The following is a 26,883-nucleotide window of genomic DNA, read 5'->3' on the forward strand; positions in this document are numbered from 1 at the left end:
ACCGCGGCCGGCCGCGCCGGACACCCCCTAGAACACCGGAACCCCGGCGCGCGTCAGGCGCCAGTCCACCGACGCGAACTGCGCCGGATCGACCGTTCCCTTCGCCTTCACCCACTGGATGATCGTGTTGCGGATCTCCTCCGAATTCGCCCACACCTGCTTGGCCTGCGGCACGTGCGGGAAGTTCCCGCCGCCCGACGCCCGGTAGTTGTTCACCGCCAGCACGAACCGCGCCGCCGGATCCACCGGCTTGCCCTGGAACGACAGCCCCGAGATCCGCGAACCGGCCGGCTGCGCCACGTCGATGTCGTACGCCAGCCCGTACACCGCGTCGTAGTTGTAGTCCGGGATGTTCTCGGCGTTCGTCAGCTTCGCCGGGTCCACCGGCGCACCCGCCGCCGTCTGCACGTAGTACCGCGCCGAGAACTCCAGGTAGTCCTTCAGCTGGGCACCCGTCAGCAGCCGCGCCTCAAGGGTGTTCTCGAACGGGTACAGCCCCGCCGCGTCCTTGATCGTCACCTGGCCGGCCGGGATGGCCGCCGTCCGGGAGAAGCACGAGGCCTGCGAGACCACCGGCAGCGCCGCCCACTCCGTACCGGCCAGCGCCCCCTTCACCGTCTCCGCCTGCACATGGCTGATCAGGTCGATGATCGCGACGTCCTTGACCGGGCCCTCCGCCGAGGACATCGCCTGCGTCGAAGTACCGATCACCTGGTTGACGTACGCCACGACCTTGCGGTGCTCGTCCGACAGCAGCCGGGTGATCTTCGGGTCCTCGGCGACCGTGTTGGAGTTCAGCACCTGCGCCGAGACCTTCGCCACCGACCAGCAGCCCTTCGACCACGTCAGCTCGAAGTCGAACAGCGTCAGGCGCTGGCCCCACTTCAGGGGCTCCGACAGCACCACGTCCTTGCCGGTCGCCTTGTTCTTCACCCGGTACTCCGGGATCTCCGTGTGCGCGTGCCCGACCAGGATCGCGTCGATCCCCGGCACCTGCTCCGCCACCAGAGCGGCCGCGTTCTCGATGTACGGCAGCTGGTCACCGTACGAGGACGTACCGCTCGAACCGGAGTGCGCGGACACGATCACCACGTCCGCCCCCATGGAACGCAGCTTCGGCACGTACTTCGCCGCCTGCTCCTCCAGACCCGGGAACGTCATCTTGCCCTGCACGTTCGCCTTGTCCCAGATCGCGATGCCCGGGTTGGTCAGCCCCAGCACCGCCACCTTCACGTCCCGCCCGTGCGGGGTGCGCAGCCGGTGCATGCTGTACGGCGCGAACGCGGGACGCAGCGTCTTCGCGTCGAGCGCGTTCGCCCCGAGCAGCGGGAAATCGCACTGCTCCTCGAACTTGCGCAGCACCGGGATGCCGTAGTTGAACTCGTGGTTCCCGAGCGCCGCCGCGTCGTAGCCGATCGCGTTCATCGCCTGCGCCATCGGGTGCACCGGCCCGCGGCGCGCGGTGATCGGGTCCACCTTGGCGTAGTAGTACGACAGCTGGGTGCCCTGGATCGTGTCGCCGGCGTCGATCAGCAGGGTGTTGCGGCGCCCCTTGTCCGCGCGGACCTGGTTCACGAGCGTCGAGATCTTCGCGAGGCCGACATCGTTGTGCGCCTTGTCGTCGAACTCCTTGTCGGTGAAGTAGTCCCAGTTGAAAACGTTTCCGTGCAGGTCGGTGGTACCCATCACCGTGAACGCGTACGTGTGCTGCCGCTGCGCGGGCGCCTGCGCCGCGGCGGAGGCCGGGGTGCTCGCGGCCCCCGTCAGCGCGACGGCAGCACCCGTCGCCGCCGAGGTGCCCAGGAACTTCCTACGGTCGAACGTCATGCCATCTCCCCTGATAGGCGTGAACAACGCGCGTAGATTCTGACCGATGGCCACCGGCCGCAACACCCCCACCAGGTGCCGATGTCTTGACGCGGCCCCGTCATGAGCCTTCAATCAAGCACTGAACTAAGGCAGTTGAAGGTGCATCCCCCCACCTGAAGTGATGTGATGTCATGACCATCCGCACCACCTGGCGCCGCCGCACCGCACTCGGCGCCCTCGCCCTGCTCTGCTGGGGCGGCCTCGCCGCCCCCTCCACCGGCGCCTCGGCAACCCCCACGACCGCAGCCGCCGCAGCCACGTTCACCGACGAATTCGACGGACCGGCCGGAGCCGCCGCCGACCCCGCGAAATGGCAGACCGAGACCGGCGACAACGTCAGCAACCACGAACGGCAGTACTACACGGCCGGCAACCGCAACGCCGCCCTCGACGGCCAGGGCCACCTCGTCATCACCGCCCGCCGCGAGAACCCCGCCAACTACACCTGCTGGTACGGACGGTGCGAGTACACCTCTGCCCGGCTCAACACCGCCGGCCGCTTCACCCAGGCCTACGGACACGTCGAAGCCCGGCTCAAGGTCCCGCGGGGCCAGGGGATGTGGCCCGCGTTCTGGATGCTCGGCAACGACATCGGCCAGGTCGGCTGGCCGAACTCCGGCGAGATCGACATCATGGAGAACGTCGGATTCGAACCCTCCACCATCCACGGAACCCTGCACGGACCCGGATACTCCGGCTCCGGCGGCATCGGCGCCGCCTACACCCTCCCCGGCGGCCAGGCCTTCGCCGACGCCTTCCACACCTTCGCCGTCGACTGGGCACCAAACTCCATCAGCTGGTCCGTCGACGGCACCGTCTACCAGCGCCGCACCCCCGCCGACCTCGGCGGTCGCACCTGGGCCTTCAACAAGCCCTTCTTCCTCATCCTCAACCTCGCCGTCGGCGGCTACTGGCCCGGAGACCCCGACGCCAGCACCGCCTTCCCCCAGCAACTCGTCGTCGACCACGTCCGCGTCACCACCTCCGACACCGGCACCGGCCGCACCGGCCCGATCACCGGCCTCGCCGGAAAATGCGTCGACGTCGCCGGCGGCAACACCGCCAACGGCACCCCCGTCCAGCTCTACGACTGCAACGGCAGCCCCGCCCAGCAATGGACCGCCGCCACCGACGGCACCCTGCGCGCCCTCGGCAAATGCCTCGACGTGACCGGCGGAGCCACCGCCGACGGCACCCCCGTCCAGCTCTACGACTGCAACGGCACCCCCGCACAACGCTGGGCCCTGCCCGCAGCCCGCGACATCGTCAACCCGCAAGCCGACAAATGCCTCGACGTCACCGGCAACAACCCGGCGAACGCCACCCGCCTCCAGCTCTGGACCTGCGGCGGAACCCCCAACCAGAAATGGAACCTCCCGTAGGCACCGGGCCGGGACACGAACCCAGGGGGTGTCCGGCGGACCACGGCCCGACCCGGCCCGGATCCGCCGCACACCCCCCGGACAGTGCGACAGTGAAAACATGACCCAGGAATCCGCACACCAGCCCTACGGAACCCCCGAAGTCCCCCGCGTCGCCGTACGCGGCGAAGCCCACCTCGAAGTCGACCCCGAAATCGCCCGCATCACCGTCACCGTCACCGCCCGCGGCACCGACCGGCGCACCGCACTCGAAGACCTCACCCGCCGCAACAACACCGTCCTCGACCTCGTCAAAAGCTACGGCGACGCCGTCGAAAAACTCGAAACCGGCGCCTTCTCCATCAACCCCGAACTCACCCGCCACGGCCGCGCCGAACGCATCCGCGCCTACCACGGCCGCGTCCACATCACCGCCGAACTCGGCGACTTCACCGCCCTCGGCGAACTCACCACCCGCCTCGCCGACCTCGAACTCACCAGCGTCGACGGCCCCTGGTGGGCCCTGCGCCCCACCTCACCCGCCCACGGCGAGGCCCGCCGCCAAGCCGTACTCGAAGCCGTCCAGCGCGCCCGCGAATACGCCGCAGCCCTCGGCGCCGAACTCGCCGCCCTCGTCGAACTCGCCGACCTCGGCGCCGAGAACGCCCCCGCCTACCCGCCCGCACCCGGCGGCATGCGCACCATGGCCTTCAGCGCCTCCGAGGAAACCGCCCCGCCCCTCGACCTCGAACCCCAGCGCCAGACCGTCCACGCCCAGGTGAACGCCCGCTTCACCATGACCCCGCCCCAGCTCTGAACGCCCACGACCGCGCGCACGCCAGCGCGCACGCCAGCGACCACGCCAGCGCCTGGACCCTGGAGAGCCTCCGCGCCGACCACGCCCCGGCCCTCCTCGACTTCGAGCGCCGCAACCGCGCCTACTTCGCCCGCACCGTCCCCGACCGCGGCGACGCGTACTTCACCGAGTTCGCCGCCCGCCACCGCGCCCTGCTCGACGAGCAGGAGACCGGCCTGTGCCGCTTCCACGTCCTCATCACCCGCGAGGGCGAACTGGTCGGCCGCGTCAACCTCGTGGACATCGAGGACGGCAGCGCCGAACTCGGCTACCGCATCGGCGAGAGCGCCGCCGGCCGCGGCCTGGCCACCGCCGCCGTCGCCGAGATCTGCCGCGTCGCGCAGTCCACGTACGGGCTCACCCGGCTCGTCGCCGTCACCACCCCGGACAACCCCGGCTCCATGGCCGTGCTCCGCCGCAACGGATTCACCCAGGTCGAGACCCTGACCATCGACGGCCGGCCCGGCATCCGCCACGAGCGCCCGCTGACCCCCGCGAACTGATCGGAAAGCGCGCACCGGCAGGCCCATGGGGGTGCTCATCAGAGCACCCCCATGCACATTCAACAATTGTCAACAACCTTTCGCCCAAAGGTTGTTGAGTGGACACCCGGAACCAATTTCCTACTGCCTGGTAGGGGCATACGCTCGCCCCATGCGCCGAGCAAAAATCGTATGTACCCTGGGCCCCGCCACCGACTCATACGACCAGATCAAAGCCCTGGTCGAAGCCGGAATGGACATCGCCCGCCTCAACCTCAGCCACGGCACCTACGCCGAACACGAGGAGCGCTACCAGCGCGTACGCAAAGCCTCCGACGAGACCGGCCGCAGCGTCGGCGTCCTCGCCGACCTTCAAGGCCCGAAGATCCGCCTCGGCCGATTCGCCGAAGGCCCCGTACTCCTTGAACGCGGCGACGAATTCACCATCACCGTCGAAGACCACGAAGGCGACCGCCACACCTGCGGCACCACCTACAAGGGCCTCGCCTCCGACGTCACCACCGGCGAACGCATCCTCGTCGACGACGGCCGCGTCACCCTCGAAGTCACCGGCGTCGACGGCCCCCGCGTCCAGACCCTCGTCATCGAAGGCGGCATGGTCTCCGACCACAAGGGACTCAACCTCCCCGGCGTCGCCGTCTCCGTCCCCGCCCTCTCCGAAAAGGACATCGACGACCTCCGCTGGGCCCTGCGCACCGGCGCCGACGTCATCGCCCTCTCCTTCGTCCGCAGCGGCCGCGACATCGAAGACGTCCACCGCATCATGGACGAGGAAGGCCGCCGCCTCCCCGTCATCGCGAAGATCGAAAAGCCCCAGGCCGTCGAGAACATCGACGACATCGTCGCCGCCTTCGACGGCATCATGGTCGCCCGCGGCGACCTCGGCGTCGAAATGCCCCTCGAACAGGTCCCGATCGTCCAGAAGCGCGCCGTCAAACTGGCCAAGCGCAACGCCAAGCCCGTCATCGTCGCGACCCAGATGCTCGACTCGATGATCGACAACTCCCGGCCCACCCGCGCCGAAGCCTCCGACGTCGCCAACGCCATCATCGACGGCACCGACGCCGTCATGCTCTCCGGCGAGACCAGCGTGGGCAAATACCCCATCGAAACGGTCAAGACGATGTCTCGCATCGTCGAAGCCGCCGAAGAGGACATCCTCGCCAAGGGCCTCCCCCCGCTCACCGAACGCAGCAAGCCCCGCACCCAGGGCGGAGCCGTCGCCCGCGCCGCCGCCGAAATGGGCGACTTCCTCGGAGCGAAGTTCCTCGTCGCCTTCACCCAGAGCGGCGACACCGTCCGCCGCCTCTCCCGCTACCGCTCACCCATCCCGCTGCTCGCCTTCACCCCCGACCCCGCCACCCGCTCCCAGCTCAACCTCACCTGGGGCGTGGAGACGTTCCTCGGCCCCCACGTCGACTCCACCGACGCCATGGTCGCCCAGGTCGAGGAAGAACTCCTGCGCATCGGCCGCTGCGTGCGCGGCGACGTCGTCGTCATCACCGCCGGCTCGCCCCCCGGAGTCACCGGCTCCACCAACCTGGTCCGCGTCCACCACATCGGCGACCCGGTCCGCTGACGCCGCCCGGCAACACCCCCGCGTCGGGCCCCGTCCGCCCGACGCGGCCACGGCCTGCGGCCCGCTAGTACTTGGGCCCGACGTGCGCGTCCATGAGCGCGACGGACCCCTTGCGCGCGACGGAGACGTTGTACGGCTGCCCGTTCCGCGTGCAGTTCGTCCACGCGACCCCGAGCCGGTCGAGCGTGTCCGTGAACAAATTCCGGATGTCGCCGGAGACGTTGGTGAACCAGTAACGCGGATACTCGTACCGCTTGCCGTTCCGCACGGTCCAGTTGGTGATCCGGCATCCGTCCGAGTGGATCAATCCTCGGACGAACTCCCACGGGTGTTGATCCACGATCTCCTGCTGCCACGGTTCAAGGGCTATGAGGCGCTCGTGTTTCCTGCCGGGGCCGTGCTGCGGGAACATGCAGGGCAGGTGCGTCGAGTAGACCTTGATGTTGTGGGCCCCCTTCACGCGCACCCTGCACGTCGAGTGGCGGGGGAACACCGCCTTGAGCGCCGCCTCCGCCTCGTCCTGGATGCCGGGCCAGTGGTCGTCGAGGGTGATCATGAGGCTCCAGGTCCGGTGCCCGGAGTAGCGGCTGACATGGCCGTCGCCCAGATAGAGGCCCAGGAGGTACGCGTAGGCGGGTCGGTCCAGCGGGACGCCGTCGCACCGAGCGCAGTCGCGCGCGCGACGGCCGGGGCATTCGCCACGCTTGGCGCGGTCCTTGTGCTTCCAGTAGCCCACGGTGCCGAGGGGCACGTTCAGCTGTCGGGCCACGTCGGCGTTCTTGGCTCCGCCGCGCAGCAGCGAGAGGGCCATTTGCCGTATTTCGAGGCTGTGGAACTCCATGGACCGACTGTGCGTGACCAGCCGTGGCTTGGTGTAGCAATAAGCGGACGTTCACGCGGAGGTGAACGTCCGCTTATCGGACAAGTGCCGGGTATGGGATTCGAACCCACACGTCCTTTCGGACAGAGGTGTTTGAGACCTCCGCGTCGACCAGTTGCGCCAACCCGGCAATGTTGCTGGTCGGAGTGTACCGGGTGACCGCCCCGCACTGCAGCTAGGTAGGCTCATCCAAGCAGCACCGCCCCGCAACGAGGAGCCATCGTGACCGCCGAGCACGAGTCGACGCCCACGCCCGACGCCGACCAGTCGCACGTTCCGCCGCTGACGACGCGTGTCGTCATCGCCGAGGACGAGGCGCTCATCCGTCTTGATCTCAAGGAGATGCTGGAGGAGGAGGGCTACTCCGTCGTCGGAGAGGCCGGGGACGGGCAGACGGCCGTCGAGCTGGCCCGGGAGCACCGGCCCGACCTCGTCATCCTCGATGTGAAGATGCCCGTCCTGGACGGGATCTCCGCTGCCGAGAAGATCGCGGAGGAGTCCATCGCCCCCGTCCTGATGCTCACCGCGTTCTCGCAGCGCGACCTCGTCGAGCGGGCGCGGGACGCCGGGGCCATGGCGTACCTGGTGAAGCCGTTCAGCAAGAGCGACGTCGTGCCGGCCATCGAGATGGCGGTGTCGCGGTTCGCGGAGCTGAAGGCGCTGGAGAAGGAGGTCGCGGACCTCTCGCTGCGGCTGGAGACGCGCAAGCTGGTGGACCGCGCCAAGAGCATCCTGCAGACGCAGTACGGGCTGACCGAGCCGGCCGCGTTCCGGTGGATCCAGAAGACGTCGATGGACCGCCGCATGTCCATGCAGCAGGTCGCGGAGGCGGTCATCGAGGACGCCGAGGAGAAGAAGAACGCCGCGAAGTAGCGGCGTCCCCGGGTATGCGTGAGGCCCGCCACCGTTTCCGGTGGCGGGCCTCACGCGTGTGCGGGGGAGCTAGCTCAGTCCTCGCCGAGGTAGGCCTTGCGGACGTCCTCGTTGTGCAGGAGCTCCTGGCCGGTGCCGCTGAGCACGATCTTGCCGATCTCCATCACGTGGGCCTGGTCGGCCAACGAGAGGGCGGCCTGGGCGTTCTGCTCGACGAGCAGGATGGTGGTGCCGGTGGCCTTGAGTTCGGCGATGGTCGCCATGATCTTCTGCATCATGAGGGGCGAGAGGCCCATGGAGGGCTCGTCCAGCATGAGCAGCTTGGGGCGGGACATCAGGGCCCGGCCCATGGCGAGCATCTGCTGCTCGCCGCCCGAGAGGGTGCCGGCGGCCTGCTTACGGCGTTCGCCCAGGATGGGGAACATCTCGTAGGCGCGCTCGACGTCCTTTTCGATGCCCTCCTTGTCGGTGCGCAGGAAGGCGCCGAGCTGGAGGTTCTCGGCGATCGTCAGCCGGGGGAAGATGTGGCGTCCCTCGGGGGAGTGGGCCAGGCCCAGGGAGACGATCTTGTGGGCGGGGACCTGCGCGAGCGGCTTTCCGTCGAAGGTGATGGTGCCGCCGGCGGGCTTGAGGAGGCCGGAGAGGGTGCGCAGGGTGGTGGTCTTGCCGGCGCCGTTGGTGCCGACGAGGCAGACGATTTCGCCCTGGTTGACCTCGAAGGAGATGCCCTTGACGGCTTCGATCTTGCCGTAGGCGACCTTGAGGTCCTTGACCTCTAGCAGTGCGGTCACTTGGCCTCTCCGTCCTTGCTGGTGGTGCTGTCCGAGTCGGCGGCCGGCTCGGGGGCCGTGGCCGTGGCCGTGGCCGGCTCGGCGGCCGGTGCCGTGTCGGCTTCGGCTGCCGCCGGTGCCTCGGGCTCGGCTTCGGTCTCGGTGTCGCTCTCGGTGTCGGCCTCGGCCTCGGCTTCCGCCTCGGCCTCCGCCTCGGCCACCGCGTTCTCCTCGGCGGCTTCGACGCCGGCGACCTCGGCCGCGCCCGGGTCGCCTTCGAAGGGCTCTCCGAGGTAGGCGGCGATGACGCGCTCGTCGCCCTGGACCTCGGCCGCGGTGCCTTCGATGAGCTTCTCGCCCTGGACGAGACAGGCCACGCGGTCGCAGAGGTTGAAGATGAAGCGCATGTCGTGCTCGATGACGAGTACGGCGATGCCCATGTCCCGGATGGCGAAGATGAGCTCTTCGGCCGCGCGGGTCTCCTGCGGGTTCATGCCGGCGGTCGGCTCGTCCAGGAGGATGAGGCCGGGGTCGCTGGCGAGGGCGCGGGCGATCTCCAGCTTGCGCTGCTCGCCGTAGGGGAGGTTCTTGGCGAGGTGCTGGGCCTTCTTCTCCAGGCCGATGAACTCCAGGAGTTCCATCGCGCGTGCCTCGCTGGCGGCTTCGGCCTTCTTGAAGCCGGGGCCGCGCAGGAGGGCGGACCAGAGGCCTTCCTTGGTGCGGGTGTGGCGTCCGACGAGGACGTTCTCCAGCACCGTCATGTTGTGGAAGAGCCGGATGTTCTGGAAGGTGCGGGCGATGCCGGCGCTGGTGACCAGGTGCGGCTTGGGCGGCAGGACCGTGCCCTTGTAGCTGACGGTGCCCTCGGTGGGGACGTACAGCCCGGTCAGGCAGTTGAAGAAGGTGGTCTTGCCGGCGCCGTTGGGGCCGATGAGGCCGACGATCTCGCCCGCGTTGACCTTGAGGTCCACGCCCTTGACGGCGGTGAGGCCGCCGAAGCGCATGGTGACGCCGCTGGCTTCGAGGACGGTGGTCGTCGCCGTGGTGGTGGTGTCGGTGGTGGTGGTCATGGTGTTCACGCACCCGCCTTGGCGGTGGCCAGGTCCGCGGGGGCCTGGTCAGTCGTCTCTTCGTCGTGGTACTCGAGCTGCGCGCGCTTGTTGGCGATGAGGCCTTCGGGGCGGAAGCGCATGAGCAGGATGAGGGCGATGCCGAACGCGAGGAGCTGGTAGTCCTGGAGGAAGGCCAGCTTCGCGGGGATCAGGAACAGCAGTGCGGCGCCGAGGATGGGGCCGCGGATGGTGCCCATGCCGCCGAGGATGACGGCGGCGAGGAGGAACGCGGAGTTCGGCGGGACGGGCCCGGCGAAGACGTAGTTCTCGGGGACGACCGTGCTGTTGACGTGTGCCTGCACCGTGCCGGCGAGGCCGGCGAGGGTGGCGCCGAGGGCGAAGGCGATGAGCTTGACCTTGAAGCCGTTGATGCCCATGGCTTCGGCGGCTGTCTCGTCCTCGCGGATGGCGACCCAGGCGCGGCCGATGCGGCTGTTGCCGGCACGGGCGAAGACCAGGATGACGAGCGCCATCACGAGCAGCATCAGGAAGTAGTAGTTGGCGTAGGCGCCGAGGACGATGCCACCGACGTTGTGCGACTCCCCGAAGTTCCACCCGAAGAGTTCGAGGTGGGGGATGTTCGGGATGCCGTTGGGGCCGTTGGTGACGTCCGGGCCGGAGGTGCCGTCGAGGTTGCCCATGGCGATGCGGAAGATTTCTCCGAAGCCGAGGGTGACGATGGCGAGGTAGTCGCCGCGCAGACGCAGGGTCGGGGCTCCGATGACCACGCCGAAGATCAGCGAGGCCAGGGCGCCGACGATGACGGCCGCCCAGAAGGGGAGCTGGAAGCCGAAGGCGGAGGCGGTGCTTCCGGAGACCAGGGCCGCGGCGTAGGCGCCGACGCCGAGGAAGGCGACGTAACCGAGGTCGAGGAGGCCCGCGAGGCCGACGACGACGTTGAGGCCGAGGGCGACGGTCGCGAAGATCAGGATGTTCACCGCGATGAGCGTGTACGTGTCGCCGCTCTGCTGGATGAACGGGAAGGTGATCGCGGCGGCCGCGCTGCCGATCAGGGTGACCTGGCGGTTCTTCGCGGTGATGGCGCTGAACCGGTCGAGGAGGCCCGACTTGAGCAGGGCGAGGGCCGCGGAACCGACCGTGATCAGGTAGGCGACGAAGAGCTGGGGCTCCTTGTCGTCGGTGTCGATGCCGTAGGTGACGACGTAGAGGCCGAGGGCGAAGACGGCGACGATGATGAGGATTTCGGCCCAGGACGGCAGCTTCTTGGCGGGGGCCGCCTTGTGGCTGTCGTCCGGGAGCTTGAGGGAGAGCAGGGCCGGGATGAGCGAGCCGACGAAGGCGACGTAGGCGCCGGGTTCGAGGTGGACGACACCGCCGAGGACGACGGTGATCGAGACGACCGTGAATCCGGTGGCCAGGAAGTTGCCCACGGCCAGGAACTCGATGGCCTTGCGGGAGCCCGTGGGGGCGAGCCAGCCGAGGCCCTTCACGCCCAGCGCGGAGAGCGCGTAGAGGAGGGTGAGGACGGCTCCGGCGAGGCTGACGAACTGGATGGGGGCCGGGCTGCCGTAGTAGGTGAGGTCACCGGGGAACTCGGCGGTCCAGGTCCAGGCGAGGAAGGCGCTGACGACGGTCAGCAGGCTTCCGCCGATGATCCCGTAGAGCAGTGCGGTGCGGGAGAGGCCGGCGCTGGCGCTGGCTTCGGCTTCGAGCGGGAGGGTTGCTTCGTTGGTCATGGTTCTCACGCCCGATCCGCGACGCGCTCACCGAGCAGGCCTTGTGGCCGCACGAGGAGGACGACGATGAGGAGTACGAACGCCCAGACGTTGGACCAGGCTCCACCGCCGAGCTGCGACATGCCGGGGATGTCTTCGATGTAGGCGATCGACAGGGCCTCGGCGAGGCCGAGGACGACGCCGCCGACCATGGCTCCGTAGATGTTGCCGATGCCGCCGAGGACGGCCGCGGTGAACGCCTTGAGGCCGAGGATGAAGCCCATCTCGAAGTTGATCTGGCCCTTGTCGAGGCCGTAGGCGACGGCGGCGACGGCGGCGAACGCGGCACCGATGGCGAAGGCCATGACGATGATGCGGTCGGTGTTGATGCCCATCAGCTTCGCGGTGTCCGGGTCCTGCGCGGTGGCCTGCATGGCGCGGCCGCTGCGGCTCTTCTGGACGAAGATGCCGAGGGCGAGCATGCAGAGGGGGGCGAGGATGAGGACGAAGAGGTCCGCGCGCTGGATGGCCAGGCTGTCGGTGATCTTGAAGGCTTCGCCCTTGAACTCGGGGAAGCTGACGGCCTTCTTGGCATCCGGGTAGAACTGCCAGACGAGCTGCTGGAGCGCGATCGAGAGGCCGATTGCGGTGATGAGGGGGGCGAGCCGGGGAGCGCTGCGCAGGGGACGGTACGCGAAGCGTTCGGCTGCGGTGGCTACGGCGACGGAGGCGAGTGCGCCTCCGACGATCATGACGGGGATCGCGATCAGCAGGGAGGTGCCGGTCGGGAGTGCGGCGTAGGCGGTGAGCGCGCCGAAGCCGCCGATCATGAAGATCTCGCCGTGGGCGAAGTTGATGAGCTGGACGATGCCGTAGACCATGGTGTACCCGATGGCTATGAGGCCATAAAGGGCACCGAGGGCAAGGCCGTTGGCCAGCTGTTGCGGCAGTTCGTGCACCGCAGGGCCTCCGATGAGCGTGTCGGATAAGACTCCGCGCGAGGGCGCTGTTGCGCCCTCGCGCGGTGGGTGTGGTTCAGGTGCGGCTGGTGATGCGGGGGTCCTACGGGATTACTGGTTGAACGTGTCGCTCTTGACGTCGATCCACTTGCCGCCCTCGACCTTGTAGACCGTGAGCTGCTTGTTGGTGGTGTCGCCGTACTCGTCGAAGGCGACCTTGCCGGTCACGCCCTCGAAGGACACCTTGCCGAGAGCCTCGACGACCTTGGCGCGGGCGTCGGTGGGGAGCTTGCCGCCGTTGGCGGCGACGACGGCCTTGACGGCCTGGACGACGGACCAGCCGGCGTCGTAGGAGTAGCCGCCGTAGGCCGCGTAGGGGTCCTTGTAGCCGCCGGCCTGGTAGTCGGCGATGAAGGTCTTGGCGGTGGGCAGCTTCTCGACCGGGTAACCGATGGAGGTGGAGAGGTCGCCCTCGTTGGCCTCGCCGGAGGCGGTGATGAAGGCGGGGTCCTGGATGCCGTCGCCGCCCATGAGCGGGATGTTGGCTCCGGCCTTCTTGACCTGGTCGGCGAGGAGGCCGCCCTCGGGGTACTGGCCGCCGAAGTAGACGGAGTCGGCGCCGGAGGACTTGACCTTGTCGGCGGTGGAGGAGAAGTCGGTCTCCTTCACGGTGACGTGGTCGGTGCCGACGACCTCGCCGCCGAGCTTCTTGAACTCTTCGGAGAAGATCGCGGCGAGGCCGGCGCCGTAGGTCTGCTTGTCGTCGACGACGAAGACCTTCTTCTTGCCGGCGTCCTTGAAGAGGTACTGGGCGGCGAACTTGCCCTGGACCACGTCGGTGGCGGCGGTGCGGAAGTAGGTCTTGAAGGGGCGCTTGAACTCGCCCTTGCCCCAGTTGTCGCCCTGGCTGAGCGCGGGGTTGGTGTTGGCGGGGGAGACCTGCGCCAGGTTGGCGGAGGCGAAGACGCCCTGCATCTGCTGCGCGACGCCGGAGTTCAGCGGGCCGACGACGCCGACGACGTCCTTGTTGCCGACGAGCTTGGTGGCGTTGGCCTGGCCGGAGGCGGGGACCGCCTGGTCGTCGAGGGCTTCGACCTTGAACTCGATGCCCGGGACCTCGTTGTTCTTGTTGGCCGTCTTGGCCGCGAGGTCGACCGAGTTCTTGATGCCCTGGCCGAGCGCGGAGAGCGAACCGGTGAGGGGGGCGTCCACGCCGATGACGACGACGGTCTTGGCGCCGTCGGCCTTGTCCCCGCCGGTCTTGGCCTCATTGCGCGAGCCGCAGGCGGTGAGGGTCAGTGCTCCCGTGGTGATCACGGTGGTGAGGACGAGCAAAGAACGGTGTCGCACGATTCTTCCTTTCCCTGGCGCGGCCCCCTCATGTGAGGTGCCGTTGGGTCGCCGGGCCGCACTGGGATGTCCACGGCCGTGCTGGGTTGCGCCCTGCGGCGCGGTGACTGGCCGTGACTCTAGGCCGAGGTGGCGAGTGCGGGGAGCAGGGAAAGGATGATGTGACTGTCTTGTTATGCCGAGGCCAAGAATGTGTGGCCGTAGTGCGGACAACTCGGACGTTTGGTTACCTCGGGGAATGTCCGCATGGTGAGAATTCCCCGTTCCCCTAAGGGGCTTGAGGGGTCCATGCTCCTGTCATTGATCAAAAGCGGCCGAATGTCGCTGGCTGTGCCCGGAAGAATCCGGCGGGTGGCATTCCGCCGGGGAAAAAGGGGATTCTGTGGGGCGTCGGGATTACTGAGGGTAATTTTCCCCCTTGATCCACTTCGGGCGGATCGATCTTGGTCCGGGGTGCGGAGGGCCTGCGACCTGCGGATCGGGTCCGTGCCGCAGGGCGACCGGAAGTCGGACAGGGTGCGCGGGATTCCGGTCACCCGGGCGGGCTCGGGGGCCGCCAGTTCTCCGAGCTCCAGGTTGCCCCGTTCTGTTCGGTGCAGCGCTGCGCCACGAACCGGTCGACGAGCTCAAGTGCCTTGTCCAGACCGTCAGTTCGTTCCTCCGTCCGGCCTGCGGCGACGGCTTCCTCGTGGATCTTGTACTGGTCGTTGGACATGCCCTTCTGCTCCCAGTCGAGGCCGGCCCACTTGCCGCCCTTGAGGGCCTCCTTCGCCCAGTAGGACACCAGACTTGTGCAGATCTGGGCGGGCGAGGAGGGGCTGGAAACGGGCGTTGGCGTGGTCCGCGGGGCGGGTGGGGTGGATGTGGAGCATCCGGACAGGGCGAGTGCCGTCAGGAGTGCGGCGGCACCGCAGCGGCCCGCGGTACGTGGCTGGGTCCCCATGAAGGGAAGGTAGGCCGTCACCTTCGGTGACACAACACTCGTCGCGGGGCCGGGCGCGGACTGGCGGATTCCGGGCGGTTGCGGGGCCCGTACGCGCCGCAGGCCTCGGCCCGTACGCGCCGCGGGCCCGGGTCCGGCCCCTTGGTGCGGGGCGGGATCCGGGCCCGCGGGGCTCGGTCTGTGAGGCTTGCGGGGCTCGGCCCGCGGGCGGGTCAGGCCCCGGCGGCGGCGTCCGCGTCGCGCAGGAGGCAGGTCAGGCGGGCGGTGCACACGCGCCGGTCCTGCTCGTCGCTGATGACGATCTCGTACGTGGCGGTGGAGCGGCCGCGGTGCACGGGGCTCGCGACGCCGGTGACCAGGCCGGAGCGCACGCCCCGGTGGTGGGTGCAGTTCAGGTCCACGCCGACGGCGACCTTGGTGATGCCGCCGTGCATCATGGCGCCCACCGAGCCGAGGGTCTCGGCGAGCACGGCCGAGGCCCCGCCGTGCAGCAGCCCGTACGGCTGGGTGTTGCCCTTGACCGGCATGGTGCCGACGACCCGCTCGGCCGAGGCTTCGAGGATGCGGACGTCCATCCGCTCGCCGAGGTCGCCCGCAGAGAACAGCGCGGGCAGGTCGATGCCCAGGGCCGCGTACTCGTCGAGGACCTCCTGCGGGAACTTCACGGTGTGCTGCTCGCCCATCGGCCGGCTCCTTCGTGTGTCAACGCTCGTTAACCGTCTTGTCCTGAGGTCGTTCTATCAGGCCGGTTCGAAGCGCACGACGACGGACTTGCTGGCGGGGGTGTTGCTGACGTCCGCGGTGGAGTCCAGCGGGACCAGCACGTTGGTCTCGGGGTAGTAGGCGGCCGCGCAGCCGCGGGCGGTCGGGTAGTGCACGACGCGGAAACCGGGCGCGCGCCGCTCCACGCCGTCCTTCCACTCGCCGACCAGGTCCGTGTACGAGCCGTCCGCGAGGCCGAGCTCCGCCGCGTCCTCGGGGTTGACCATGACCACGCGGCGGCCGCCGGTGATCCCTCGGTAGCGGTCGTCGAGGCCGTAGATCGTGGTGTTGTACTGGTCGTGGCTGCGCAGGGTCTGCAGCAGCAGCCGGCCCTCGGGGACCTTGGGGTACTCGACGGGCGCGGCGGTGAAGTTGGCCTTGCCGGTCTTGGTGGGGAAGCGGCGCTCGTCGCGCGGGGCGTGCGGGAGGCGGAAGCCCTCGGGGCGGGCCGCGCGGGCGTTGAAGTCGTCGAAGCCGGGGACGACGCGGGAGATCCGGTCGCGGATCGCGGCGTAGTCGCGCTCGAACTCCTCCCACGGGGTCCTCGACGCGTCGCCGAGGACGGCGCGGGCCATGCGGGCGACGATCGCGGGCTCGGAGAGCAGGTGCGGGGAGGCGGGGGCCAGGTTGCCGCGGGAGGCGTGGACCATGCCCATCGAGTCCTCGACCGTCACGAACTGCCTGCCGCCGGCTTGGACGTCCTTGTCGGTGCGGCCGAGGGTGGGCAGGATCAGGGCGCGCCGGCCGGTGACCGCGTGGGAGCGGTTGAGCTTGGTGGAGACGTGGACGGTCAGGCGGGCGCGGCGGATCGCGGCCTCGGTGACATCGGTGTCGGGGGTGGCACCGACGAAGTTGCCGCCCATGGCGAACAGGACCTTGGCCTCGCCGTCGCGCAGGGCCTCGATGGAGCGGACGACGTCGTAGCCGTGGCCGCGCGGGGAGGTGATCCCGAATTCGCGGTCGAGGGCGTCGAGGAAGGCGGGCGCGGGGCGTTCGAAGATCCCCATGGTGCGGTCGCCCTGCACGTTGGAGTGGCCGCGGACGGGGCAGACGCCGGCGCCGGGGCGGCCGATGTTGCCGCGCAGCAGGAGCAGGTTGACGACCTCGCGGATGGTGGCGACGGAGTGCTTGTGCTGGGTGAGGCCCATGGCCCAGCAGACGATGGTCCGCTTCGAGGCCAGGACCATGGCCAGTGCCCGCTCGATCTCGGGGCGGGTCAGGCCGGTGGCGGTGAGGGTCTCGGCCCAGTCGGCTTCCGCGGCGGCGGCCGCGAGCTCCTCGTAGCCGTGGGTGTGCTCGCGGATGAAGGCCTCGTCGGTGGCGCCCTCGGTCTCGATGACGAGCTTGTTGAGGAGGCGGAAGAGGGCCTGGTCGCCGCCGATGCGGATCTGGAGGAAGAGGTCGTTGAGGGCGGTGCCCTTGAGCATGCCGACCGGGGTCTGGGGGTTCTTGAACCGCTCCAGGCCGGCCTCGGGCAGCGGGTTCACCGAGATGATCTTCGCGCCGGCGGACTTGGCCTTCTCCAGGGCGGAGAGCATGCGCGGGTGGTTGGTGCCCGGGTTCTGCCCGGCGACGATGATCAGGTCGGCCTGGTGGAGGTCTTCGAGGCTGACGCTGCCCTTGCCGATGCCGATCGTCTCGTTCAGCGCGGAGCCCGAGGACTCGTGGCACATGTTGGAGCAGTCGGGCAGGTTGTTGGTGCCGAACTCGCGGGCGAAGAGCTGGAAGAGGAACGCGGCCTCGTTGCTGGTGCGCCCGGAGGTGTAGAAGAGGGCCTCGTCGGGGGAGCCGAGGGCGCGCAGCTCCTCGGCGATGATCTCGAAGGCCCGCTCCCAGGAGACGGCCTGGTACCGGTCGGCGCCTTCGGGCAGGTACATCGGCTCGGTGATGCGGCCCTGCTGGCCCAGCCAGTAGCCGGAGCGGCCGGCGAGGTCGGCCAGGGGGTGCTCGGCGAAGAACTCCGGGGTGACCCGGCGCAGCGTGGCCTCCTCGGCGACGGCCTTGGCGCCGTTCTCGCAGAACTCGGCGGTGTGCCGCTCGTCCCCCTCGGGCCAGGCGCAGCCCGGGCAGTCGAAACCGTTCTTCTGGTTGACCTTGAGCAGGGTGCGCGCGGTACGGGCGAGGCCCATCTGCTGCTGCGCGATCCGCAGGGTGTGGCCGATGGCCGGCAGGCCTGCCGCGGCGCGCTTGGGGGGCGCGACCTGCGGCGCGTCCTGTACGGGATCACCTGCGGGCGGCTTGGTGGCCATGTCGCTCCCCTTCGAGCAGTCGAGCATCGCGGCGTCGGCCGCCGCGCGTATTCGCGTAGGCGTCCGATCCTGTCACGCCCTGCGGACATCGCCGACGCCGGAATTGTCGGCGGGGCCGCCTAGGATCGGGTGCGTGGCAGAGAACGCATCGAAGAAGACCGACCAGACGACCGCAGCGGACCGCCCCCGCCTGATGCTCATGGACGGGCACTCCCTGGCGTACCGGGCGTTCTTCGCGCTGCCCGCGGAGAACTTCACGACGGCGACCGGGCAGCCGACGAACGCCATCTACGGCTTCGCGTCGATGCTGGCGAACACGCTGCGCGACGAGGCGCCCACGCATTTCGCGGTGGCGTTCGACGTCTCGCGCAAGACGTGGCGCTCGACGGAGTTCCCCGAGTACAAGGCGAACCGTTCCAAGACCCCCGACGAGTTCAAGGGGCAGGTCGAGCTGATCGGCGAGCTCCTGGACGCGATGAACGTGCCGCGGTTCGCGGTCGACGGCTTCGAGGCCGACGACGTGATCGCCACGCTGGCGACGCAGGCGGAGGCCCTCGGCTTCGAGGTGCTGATCGTCACCGGCGACCGGGACTCCTTCCAGCTCGTCTCCGAGCACACCACCGTGCTGTACCCGACCAAGGGCGTCTCCGAGCTGACCCGCTTCACCCCGGAGAAGGTGGAGGAGAAGTACGGTCTCACCCCGCAGCAGTACCCGGACTTCGCGGCGCTGCGCGGCGACCCGTCGGACAACCTGCCGGGCATCCCGGGCGTCGGCGAGAAGACGGCCGCGAAGTGGATCACCCAGTTCGGGTCGTTCGCGGAGCTCGTCGAGCGCGCCGAGGAGGTCAAGGGCAAGGCCGGGCAGAACTTCCGGGACCACCTGGAGGCCGTGAAGCTCAACCGGGTCCTGACCGAGATGGTCAAGGACGTCGAGCTGCCCAAGGCCGCGGGCGACCTGGAGCGCCTGCCGTACGACCGCTCCGCCGTCACCGGCGTGCTGGACGTACTGGAGATCCGCAACGCCTCGCTGCGCGAGCGGCTGCTCGCCGTGGACCCGGGCGCGGCCGAGGAGCCGGCGCCGGCGCCGGCCGCCGGCGTGGAGCTGGACGCCAGCGTGATCGGCGCGGGCGACCTGGCGCCGTGGCTGGCGGCCCACGCGGGCGGGCCGCTGGGCGTGTCCACCGTGGACAGCTGGGCGCTGGGCCAGGGCAATGTCAGCGAGATCGCGCTGGCCGCGGCGGGCGGCGCCGCCGCCTGGTTCGACCCGTCCGTACTGGACGAGGCCGACGAGCGGGCCTTCGCGGCCTGGGCCGCCGACCCGGCGCGCCCCAAGGTGGTGCACAACGCCAAGGGCCTGATGCGGGTCTTCCCCGAGCACGGCTGGAGCCTGGCCGGCGTCACCATGGACACCGCGCTCGCCGCCTACCTGGTCAAGCCGGGCCGCCGCTCCTTCGCGCTGGACGTGCTGTCCAACGAGTACCTGCACCGCGAGCTCCAGCCCGCCGCCGCCGACGGCCAGCTGGCCTTCGGCGCCGACGAGACCGCCGAGGCGGAAGCCCTGATGGCGCAGGCCCGCGCCGTCCTGGACCTCGGCGAGGCCTTCACCGGCAAGCTGGAGGAAGTGGGGGCCACGGAGCTGCTCCACGACATGGAGCTGCCCACCTCCCAGCTGCTGGCGCGGATGGAGCGGGCGGGCATCGCCGCCGACCGCGACCACCTGGAGGCCATGGAGCAGCAGTTCGCCGGAGCCGTGCAGCAGGCGGTGAAGGAGGCGCACGCGGCGGTCGGGCACGAGTTCAACCTCGGCTCGCCCAAGCAGCTCCAAGAGGTCTTCTTCGGCGAGCTGGACCTGCCGAAGACGAAGAAGACCAAGACCGGCTACACCACGGACGCGGACGCGCTGGCCTGGCTGGCCACCCAGACCGACCACGAACTCCCGGTGATCATGCTTCGCCACCGGGAGCAGGCCAAGCTGCGCGTCACCGTGGAGGGCCTGGTCAAGACGATCGCCGCCGACGGCCGGGTGCACACCAGCTTCAGCCAGACCGTCGCCGCGACCGGCCGGCTGTCCTCCACCGACCCCAACCTGCAGAACGTGCCGGTGCGCACCGACGAGGGCCGGGCCATCCGCCGCGGGTTCGTCGTCGGCGAGGGCTTCGAATCCCTCATGACCGCCGACTACAGCCAGATCGAGCTGCGCGTCATGGCGCACCTCTCCGAGGACGAGGGCCTGATCGAGGCGTTCACCTCCGGCGAGGACCTGCACACCACCGTGGCCTCCCAGGTCTTCGCCGTCGAGCGCGACCGGGTCGACGCCGAGATGCGCCGCAAGATCAAGGCCATGTCCTACGGTCTGGCGTACGGGCTGTCCGCCTTCGGCCTCTCCCAGCAGCTGAACATCGAGCCCGCCGAGGCGCGCGGCCTGATGGAGACGTACTTCGAGCGGTTCGGCGGCGTCCGCGACTACCTGCACCGCGTGGTTGAGGAAGCCCGGGCCACGGGGTACACGGCGACGGTCTTCGGCCGCCGCCGCTACCTGCCCGACCTCAACAGCGACAACCGCATGCGCCGCGAGTCGGCCGAGCGGATGGCGCTGAACGCCCCGATCCAGGGCACCGCGGCGGACATCGTCAAGGTGGCGATGCTGCGCGTGGACAAGGCGATCACCGGGGCCGGGCTGAAGTCGCGGATGCTGCTCCAGGTCCACGACGAAATCGTGCTGGAGATCGCCCCGGGCGAGCGGAAGAAGGTCGAGGAGCTGGTGCGCCGCGAGATGGCCGCCGCCGTCGAACTGCGCGCCCCGCTGGACGTGTCGGTGGGCGTGGGCCCCGACTGGGAGTCGGCGGCGCACTGAGCGAGGTCACCGGACGCCCGTCCCCGCAGGCCGCTACGCGGTGGGGACGGGCGTCCGCGCGTCCTCGTCCGTACGGGACGGCTCGCCCCGGCGCGTCAGGAGCCGTACGAGCACCCCGTACAGCAGCAGCCCCACGGCGAGGCCGCCTCCCGCGCCGAAGCAGACGGTCGGGATGATGTCGAGCGGGGTGCGGATCCGGTCGAAGAACGTGAAGAAGCGCAGCACGCGCATCGTCACCCCGACGGCCACGCACACCGCGACCAGCGCGAACGCGCCCAGCAGTCCGGCCCGGCCGAGCACCGGCACGGCAGCGGGAGCGGGAACGCCCGAGCCGGGCAGGCGGCGCACGGCGGTCACCGTGAACCAGAGCAGTGCGCAGGCCGCGAGCGCCGAAGTCCCGTACTGCACGAACGTGTAGAGGGGGAGCCCGAGGGCGAACGGTTCGCCGAGCACGGGCAGCGCGTCCGTCCCCCATCGGTGCGGGTGCGTGAAGCTGTCCCAGACCACGTGCGTGAGGGAGCCGGCGACCGCGGAGAGGTAGAACCACAGCGCGAGGGAAGGCAGTCGGCGGCCCCGCCAGTCCTCTCCCCGTACGAGGACGTGTATCCGGCCCTGGCGGCGGCGCGGCAGGAGGGCGACCAGCGGTTCGCGCAGCAGCAGCCAGCACGCCGCGAGCGCGGCGGTCAGCACGGCGTCCGCGGTGAACACCCCGGGCAACGAGTGAGCGAACGCGCCGTACGCCCAGACGCCGGGGACGACGGCGTCCGCGAAATAGAAGGTGTCGGGCGCGAACGACCCGAGGACGAGCGCCGACGCGACCAGCGGTCCGCGGGCGCGGCCCGTCCTGCGGACGGCCGGCAGGACGGCCGCCGCGTGGCTGAGGGTGAACGGCATGACATCTCTTCCTTACTTCGGGCCAATGCGCCCCGAACGGTCCGGGTCAGTATGCGTGAGCTGCCCGGCAGGTGGGGAAGTCGTGAATTCCGGGCGCTGATCGGTGCAGGATGAAGGGAGTTGACGTAAGGTCGCGCCGACGTCGAGGGGGAGGGGACCCGGCTCATGTCGGCTCGGATCGGAAGCAGGCTGCGCAGGAGTGGGGCCGCGGTCCTGGTCTGCGCGTTCGTCGCCGCGGCGCTCACGGCGTCCGGGGCCCCCTCACGGGAGCGGATATCCGCCGCGGACTCCGAAGAGGCGGCCGCGGGTCCCGCACAGCCGGCCGGGTCCGGAGGGGACACCGACTACCTGACCGAACTCCCGCCGGTGGCGGCCGAGGTGCCGCAGGAGGTCCCGGCCGCCGCGCAGCCGGCGCAGCCCGACGCCGGGGCGGCGGCGACGCACAACGAACCGGTGGCCATGGGCGGCGGGGAAGGCGCGCAGGGAATCCCGGCGACGGTCCTGGCGGCGTACCGGCTGGCCGAGCGAGAGGTGGGGCGGAGCGATCCCGGTTGCGGACTGCGCTGGCAACTCCTCGCGGCCATCGGCAAGGTCGAGTCCGGGCAGGCGCGCGGCGGCCGCGTCGACGCCGCCGGCACCACCCTGCGGCCGATCCTGGGCCCCGTGCTCGACGGCAACGGCTTCGCGAACATCCGCGACACGGACGGCGGACAGTACGACGGCGACGCCGCGTACGACCGGGCGGTGGGCCCGATGCAGTTCATCCCGTCCACGTGGGCGGTCTGGGGCCAGGACGCGGACGGCGACGGCCGCCGCAACCCGAACAACGTGTACGACGCGTCCCTCGCGGCCGCCCGCTACCTCTGCGCGGGCACGCGGGACCTGCGCGTACCCGCCGATCTGGACCGTGCGGTGCTCTCGTACAACCAGTCCGCGGAGTACCTGCGCACGGTGAAGTCCTGGTTCACGTACTACCTCCAGGGCGCCCACGAGGTCCCGAACGCGGGCGCGGACCAGCCCCCGGCGCCGCCCGGGCCGAGCCCGAAGCCGACGCCGACGCCGAGCCCCACCCCCAAGCCGACGCCCACTCCGACGCCGACCCCGACGCCCACTCCGACGCCGACCCCGACGCCGACCCCGACGCCGGATCCGAAGCCCACGCCCAGCCCGACGCCCACACCCGCGCCTACGCCGACCCCGACGCCCAAGCCGACTCCGACCCCGACGCCCTCGCCTACGGCGAGCGCGCGGCCGACCCCGGCGCCCACCCCGAGCCCCACGGCCACGCGCAAGGCGTCTCCGGCCGCCTCCCCCTCCGTTTCTCCGGCCCCGACCGGGACCAGGGCTCCGTAGCAGGGACCTTCATCGAGCAGCCCGACGGCCCGCCGGAGAACCGGCGGGCCGTCGTCGTCCCCTGGGCCGCCTGCGCCGGTTACGCCCCCGGCACCAGCAGTTCCGCCGTGAGCTGCGGAGCCACCGTCACGTCACCGAAGGCCGTCGCCATCGACACGGCTTCGGTGCCGGTGCACTGGAGGGCGTGGAGGGAGATCACGTCACCCGCGTCCAGCCCCGATCGCACCCGGCTCTCCCGGCGGGCCGCTGGGGCCACCTGTGATCCGGTGACCGGACGGTTCTCATCTCCGCCCCGCGTTGCTACGGTGCGGCTCCGCCCTGACGTCCCATCAGATTCCGGAGGCCCCGGCATGCGCGCACTCCTCGCCGCCGCCATCGGGCTTGCCGCCGCGCTGGCCCTCGTGTTCGCCGTCACGGCGTTCGGGGCGCCCGAAGGCAAGACCTCGCCCAAGCCCCTGCTCACCACCGCGCCCACCGCGCCCGGACAGTAGAGGAGGCCCGGCCTTGAGACGCACCGCCAGCCTCGTCCTGCTCGCCCTCGCCGTGTTCCTCGCCGCCCTCGCACCGCTGCTGCGCTGGTACGCGTACCCCCGGCTCGCCAAGATCCCGCCGAACCAGTACCAGGAGATGGTCCTGGAGGCGAGGGACGCGACCCTCCTCGACTACACCGCCGGCATGCAGCCCAAGAAGGTGGACAAGGTCACCATCGTCCAGACCCTGAAGGGCAACGTCGAGGCGTCGAAGGAGATCGAGGCGAGCGCCGGCAAGGACGTCGTCGTCTGGGACACCCTGTCGTACATCATGGGCCCGGACGGGAAGATGGTCTCCCAGATACCCGAGCGCTACATCTTCGACGCCCATACCCAGGACCCGGTGCACGCCACCGGCGAGATGGTCGACGGCGACCCGGTCAAGCGCGAGGGCATCGAGTTCAAGTGGCCGTTCTTCACCGAGCCGCGCGACTATCTCTACTTCGACGCGCAGACCCGCACCGCCTCGCCGATCCACTACGTCGGCCCGCGCACGTACCGCGGGATGGACGTCTACTACTACGAGCAGACCGTCCCCTGGACCAAGGTCTCGCTCCCGAAGAAGATGCCGATCGAGGGCATCGACCCGAAGACCTTCGAGCAGACCACCGGCACCAGCCTCTGGTACCAGGTCAAGGCGATGTTCTGGGTCGACCCGGTGACCGGGGCGCCCGTCAACGCCGAGCAGGTCATCGAGCAGGAGATGCGCGGCGGCATCGCGGCCGGGGCGCCCGACGGCAGGCTCACCGTCTTCGCCGGGCACGTGAAGATGCGCGAGGACTACGCCGATTACACCGTCGACCTGGTCAAGTCCAACCGTACGAAGGTCCTCGCACTCCACACCTACGCGCCGGTCGGCCTGGCGGCCGGCGCCCTCGTCCTGCTCGGACTGGCCCTGTGGCTGGAGGCCCGGGGCCGGCGCCGCGACGGGCCCGAGGACGGTCAGGGCCTCACCGCGCGGCTCACCGCGGCCGTCTGAGCCGGGCGTTGGTGTGCCGGGTGGGCTCGGCGGTCGCCGGGTCCTCCGGCCAGGGGTGCTTGGGGTAGCGGCCGCGCAGCTCGGCGCGTACGGCGCGGTAGCCGCCCCGCCAGAACGAGGCCAGGTCGGCGGTGACGGCGGCGGGCCGCCCGGCCGGGGACAGCAGGTGCACGAGTACGGGAACCCCGGCCACCCTCGGGGTCTCGGCCAGCCCGAACAGCTCCTGCAGTTTCACCGCGAGCACGGGCTGACCGTGCCCCTGCTCGTGCTCGGCGCCGTAGTCCACCCGGATCCGGGAGCCGCTGGGCACCTCGATCCGCTCCGGGGCCAGCTCGTCGAGGCGGGCGGCCTCGCCGGTGGCCCAGGGGAGCAGCCGGTTCAGCGCCTGACCGGCGTCGATCCGCCCGAGGTCCGCGCGGCGGCGGGCCCGGGACAGCTCCGGCTCCAGCCAGTCGTCGGCACGGTCCAGGAGGGCGCCGTCGTCCTGGACGTCGGGCCAGCCGCCGCCGAGCGTGCGGTGCAGGAAGCCGAGCCGGGCTCGCAGCGCCCGCGCGTCCGGGGTCCAGCGCAGCAGTCCGAGGCCTTCGCCGCGCAGCCCGTCGAGGAGGGCCGCCCGTACGAGAGCCGGGTCGGGGTCTTTGATCGGGCGCACGGCGAGCTCGATGGCGCCGAGCCGCTCGGCGGCGCGGGCGACGAGGTCGCCGTCCTCCCAGCGCACCTCCTCGCCCGCCGCGAGCAGGTGGCCGGCCGCGGCCCGGGCGGTGTCCTCGTCGATGACGGCGGCCAGCCGGACCCGGGCGGAGGCGGAGTGCGGGCCCCGGTCCGCGACGGCGACGGCCAGCCAGGGCGCGGTGCGCAGCGGCGACCCCTCGCCGAGCTCGGCTCCGGTGCCGTTGGCCATCAGGAAGGCTCCCCGGCCCCTGGTCCTGGCGACGCGCTCCGGGAACGCGAGGGCCGCCACGAGCCCGGCGGCGGCGTCGTCCCCCGCGCGGGCGCCCGTGGGCGCGGCCCCGGCCCCGGTTCCGGAGACGGCGCGCTCCAGGCGCCCGGCTTCCGCGCGCCAGCGGGAGCCGTACGCGTCGGCGCCCGTGCGGGCCCGGCGCCAGGCGGCGGCCAGGTCGTCCCCGTACTCCCGCGGCGGCTCCTCGCTCAGCAGGGCGACGATCTCCGCGGCCCGGCGGGGCCCCAGCTCCGCGGAGCCGTCCAGCAGGGCCCGGGCCAGGCGCGGGTGCAGCCCGAGCCGGGCCATCCGCTGCCCGCGCCCCGTCACGGCACCCGTCGCGGACACGGCGCCCACCGCGACCAGCACCTCCCGCGCCGCGGCCATCGCCCCGGCCGACGGGGGGTCCGGCAGGGCCAGCCCGGCCGCGTCCGGATCGCCCCAGCAGGCCGCCTGCAGCGCGAACTGCGCCAGGTCCGCGATCCGGATCTCGGGCGAGGGGAACGCCGGAAGGCGGCCGTCCTCAGCCTCCGGCCAGCAGCGGTACACCGCTCCCGGCGCCTCGCGCCCGGCCCGGCCCGCCCGCTGGCGCCCGGCCGCGCGGGACGCCCGTACGGTCGCCAGCGCGCCCAGGCCCCGCGCGTGGTCCACGCGGGGTTCGCGGGCCAGCCCGGAGTCCACGACCACCCGTACCCCCGGCACGGTCAGGCTCGACTCGGCCACCGCCGTGGCCAGGATCACCCGGCGGTGCGGTGCGACCGACAGCGCCGCGTCCTGCACCGCGGCCGGGGCGCGCCCGTGGAGCTGGAGCACCTCCGCCTCCACGCCGCCCAGCTGCCCCGCGACGCGGGCGATCTCGCCGACGCCGGGCAGGAAGCACAGCACGTCCCCCGGACGCTCCGCCAGCGCCCGCCGCACCACGGAGGCCACGTGGGTCAGCTGCGCCGGGTCCACCCGCATCCCGTGCGGGGGCCGCACCGGCCGGGCCGGCGGGGCCCAGACCGTCTCCACCGGGTACGAAACCCCCGCGGCCTCCACCACCGGAGCCCCGCCGAGCACCCGTGCCCAGCTCGCGGAGTCCGTGGTCGCCGAGGCCGCCACCAGCCGCAGCTCCGGGCGCAGGGTCTCCCGTACGTCCACGAGGAACGCGGCGACCGTGTCGGCGTCGAGGTGCCGCTCGTGGCACTCGTCCAGAACCACCACGTCCACGCCGGCGAGCTCCTGGTCCCGCTGGAGCCGCTGGAGCAGGACACCGGTGGTGACGACCTCGACCACCGTGTCCGGCCCCGCCGCCCGCTCGCCGCGCACCGTGAACCCCACCGGGCCGCCGACCGGCTCGCCCAGCAGCCAGGCCATCCGGCGGGCCGCCGCCCGGGCGGCGATCCGCCGGGGCTCGGCGACGATCACCCGGCGCCGGGGCCCGCCGCCCACCAGCCCCGCCAGCACTAGGGGCACCAGCGTGGTCTTGCCGGTGCCGGGCGGGGCGCAGAGCACCGCCGCGCCGTGGGCGTCCAGGGCGGAGAGCAGTGCGGGCACTGCCTCCCGGACGGGAAGGGCGTCGAGGTCGGACTGCCGCAGCTGTCGGCTCAAG

Annotated in this window: 22 protein-coding genes and 1 tRNA gene; 9 read left to right on the plus strand and 14 right to left on the minus strand. The window is 70.9% G+C overall.

Annotation, left to right across the window (positions count from 1 at the left end; genetic code table 11):
* Positions 1–27: 27 nt before the first annotated feature.
* Positions 28–1,827, minus strand: a complete 1,800-nt coding sequence (locus CP980_RS24855) for a bifunctional metallophosphatase/5'-nucleotidase (protein WP_132760690.1) — start codon at positions 1,825–1,827, stop codon at positions 28–30.
* Between the two features lie 173 nt (positions 1,828–2,000).
* Here CP980_RS24855 and CP980_RS24860 point away from each other — a divergent pair, with 173 nt between their 5' ends.
* The 4 genes from CP980_RS24860 (at position 2,001) to pyk (ending at position 6,168) form a co-directional block, all read left to right on the plus strand.
* Positions 2,001–3,251 (plus strand): glycoside hydrolase family 16 protein, encoded by a 1,251-nt coding sequence (locus CP980_RS24860; protein ID WP_150529117.1) that lies wholly within the window; start codon positions 2,001–2,003, stop codon positions 3,249–3,251.
* A 100-nt stretch (positions 3,252–3,351) separates the two neighbouring features.
* Positions 3,352–4,047, plus strand: a complete 696-nt coding sequence (locus tag CP980_RS24865; RefSeq protein WP_132760688.1) for an SIMPL domain-containing protein — start codon at positions 3,352–3,354, stop codon at positions 4,045–4,047.
* Between the two features lie 59 nt (positions 4,048–4,106).
* On the plus strand, positions 4,107–4,589 hold the full coding sequence (locus CP980_RS24870; RefSeq protein WP_132760745.1) for a GNAT family N-acetyltransferase: 483 nt from the start codon (positions 4,107–4,109) through the stop codon (positions 4,587–4,589).
* A gap of 151 nt (positions 4,590–4,740) precedes the next feature.
* Positions 4,741–6,168: a pyruvate kinase gene (gene pyk / locus CP980_RS24875; protein WP_099893314.1), complete on the plus strand. Its 1,428-nt coding sequence runs from the start codon at positions 4,741–4,743 to the stop codon at positions 6,166–6,168.
* Between the two features lie 64 nt (positions 6,169–6,232).
* Here the strand turns inward: pyk and CP980_RS24880 are convergent, their stop codons facing one another.
* Together CP980_RS24880 and CP980_RS24885 are read right to left on the minus strand one after the other, a co-directional pair.
* Positions 6,233–7,009, minus strand: a complete 777-nt coding sequence (locus CP980_RS24880; RefSeq protein ID WP_150529118.1) for a helix-turn-helix domain-containing protein — start codon at positions 7,007–7,009, stop codon at positions 6,233–6,235.
* 85 nt (positions 7,010–7,094) lie between these two features.
* Positions 7,095–7,178 (minus strand) — tRNA-Leu (locus CP980_RS24885).
* Positions 7,179–7,270: 92 nt separating this feature from the next.
* Here CP980_RS24885 and CP980_RS24890 point away from each other — a divergent pair.
* Positions 7,271–7,921 carry an ANTAR domain-containing response regulator gene (locus tag CP980_RS24890; RefSeq protein ID WP_030155829.1) on the plus strand — a complete coding sequence of 217 codons (651 nt, stop codon included), beginning with the start codon at positions 7,271–7,273 and terminating at the stop codon, positions 7,919–7,921.
* 74 nt (positions 7,922–7,995) lie between these two features.
* Here the strand turns inward: CP980_RS24890 and CP980_RS24895 are convergent, their stop codons facing one another.
* The 8 genes from CP980_RS24895 to CP980_RS24930 form a co-directional block, all read right to left on the minus strand.
* Entirely contained in the window at positions 7,996–8,712 is a 717-nt protein-coding gene (locus tag CP980_RS24895; RefSeq protein ID WP_132760686.1) for an ABC transporter ATP-binding protein, read from the minus strand.
* Positions 8,709–9,761, minus strand: coding sequence for an ABC transporter ATP-binding protein (locus CP980_RS24900; RefSeq protein ID WP_150530345.1), 1,053 nt, complete (start codon positions 9,759–9,761; stop codon positions 8,709–8,711). The genes CP980_RS24895 and CP980_RS24900 overlap by 4 nt, the downstream gene beginning before the upstream one ends.
* Before the next feature lie 5 nt (positions 9,762–9,766).
* Entirely contained in the window at positions 9,767–11,500 is a 1,734-nt protein-coding gene (locus CP980_RS24905) for a branched-chain amino acid ABC transporter permease (protein ID WP_132760685.1), read from the minus strand.
* Between the two features lie 5 nt (positions 11,501–11,505).
* Complete coding sequence (locus tag CP980_RS24910) at positions 11,506–12,438, minus strand: branched-chain amino acid ABC transporter permease (protein WP_030155821.1); 933 nt, start codon at positions 12,436–12,438, stop codon at positions 11,506–11,508.
* A gap of 111 nt (positions 12,439–12,549) precedes the next feature.
* Positions 12,550–13,788, minus strand: a complete 1,239-nt coding sequence (locus tag CP980_RS24915) for a branched-chain amino acid ABC transporter substrate-binding protein (RefSeq protein ID WP_150529119.1) — start codon at positions 13,786–13,788, stop codon at positions 12,550–12,552.
* A 532-nt stretch (positions 13,789–14,320) separates the two neighbouring features.
* Positions 14,321–14,572, minus strand: a complete 252-nt coding sequence (locus tag CP980_RS35980; RefSeq protein ID WP_229907339.1) for a hypothetical protein — start codon at positions 14,570–14,572, stop codon at positions 14,321–14,323.
* 371 nt (positions 14,573–14,943) lie between these two features.
* On the minus strand, positions 14,944–15,414 hold the full coding sequence (locus CP980_RS24925; RefSeq protein WP_099893326.1) for a hotdog fold thioesterase: 471 nt from the start codon (positions 15,412–15,414) through the stop codon (positions 14,944–14,946).
* A 57-nt stretch (positions 15,415–15,471) separates the two neighbouring features.
* Positions 15,472–17,742 carry an FdhF/YdeP family oxidoreductase gene (locus CP980_RS24930; RefSeq protein WP_132760681.1) on the minus strand — a complete coding sequence of 757 codons (2,271 nt, stop codon included), beginning with the start codon at positions 17,740–17,742 and terminating at the stop codon, positions 15,472–15,474.
* Between the two features lie 133 nt (positions 17,743–17,875).
* Between CP980_RS24930 and polA the strand changes: the two genes are divergently transcribed.
* Complete coding sequence (gene polA, locus CP980_RS24935) at positions 17,876–20,596, plus strand: DNA polymerase I (RefSeq protein WP_150529121.1); 2,721 nt, start codon at positions 17,876–17,878, stop codon at positions 20,594–20,596.
* A 33-nt stretch (positions 20,597–20,629) separates the two neighbouring features.
* Here the strand turns inward: polA and CP980_RS24940 are convergent, their stop codons facing one another.
* A complete protein-coding gene (locus CP980_RS24940) occupies positions 20,630–21,490 on the minus strand; it encodes a DUF4184 family protein (protein WP_150529122.1) in 861 nt (286 codons plus the stop codon).
* Between the two features lie 165 nt (positions 21,491–21,655).
* Here CP980_RS24940 and CP980_RS24945 point away from each other — a divergent pair, with 165 nt between their 5' ends.
* On the plus strand, positions 21,656–22,843 hold the full coding sequence (locus tag CP980_RS24945; protein ID WP_150529123.1) for a lytic transglycosylase domain-containing protein: 1,188 nt from the start codon (positions 21,656–21,658) through the stop codon (positions 22,841–22,843).
* A gap of 79 nt (positions 22,844–22,922) precedes the next feature.
* Here the strand turns inward: CP980_RS24945 and CP980_RS35255 are convergent, their stop codons facing one another.
* On the minus strand, positions 22,923–23,069 hold the full coding sequence (locus CP980_RS35255) for a hypothetical protein (protein ID WP_167535878.1): 147 nt from the start codon (positions 23,067–23,069) through the stop codon (positions 22,923–22,925).
* Between the two features lie 124 nt (positions 23,070–23,193).
* On the opposite strand from CP980_RS35255, the gene CP980_RS24950 reads away from it, so the two are divergent.
* Together CP980_RS24950 and pgfA are read left to right on the plus strand one after the other, a co-directional pair.
* Positions 23,194–23,334, plus strand: coding sequence for an SPW_0924 family protein (locus CP980_RS24950; protein ID WP_107489825.1), 141 nt, complete (start codon positions 23,194–23,196; stop codon positions 23,332–23,334).
* Positions 23,335–23,347: 13 nt separating this feature from the next.
* Positions 23,348–24,352 carry a cell envelope lipid trafficking protein PgfA gene (gene pgfA / locus CP980_RS24955; RefSeq protein WP_132760676.1) on the plus strand — a complete coding sequence of 335 codons (1,005 nt, stop codon included), beginning with the start codon at positions 23,348–23,350 and terminating at the stop codon, positions 24,350–24,352.
* Here the strand turns inward: pgfA and hrpB are convergent.
* Positions 24,336–26,882: an ATP-dependent helicase HrpB gene (gene hrpB, locus CP980_RS24960; protein ID WP_229907338.1), complete on the minus strand. Its 2,547-nt coding sequence runs from the start codon at positions 26,880–26,882 to the stop codon at positions 24,336–24,338. The genes pgfA and hrpB overlap by 17 nt on opposite strands.
* Position 26,883 lies beyond the last annotated feature (1 nt).

Source organism: Streptomyces vinaceus (genome assembly GCF_008704935.1).
GTDB lineage: Bacteria > Actinomycetota > Actinomycetes > Streptomycetales > Streptomycetaceae > Streptomyces > Streptomyces vinaceus.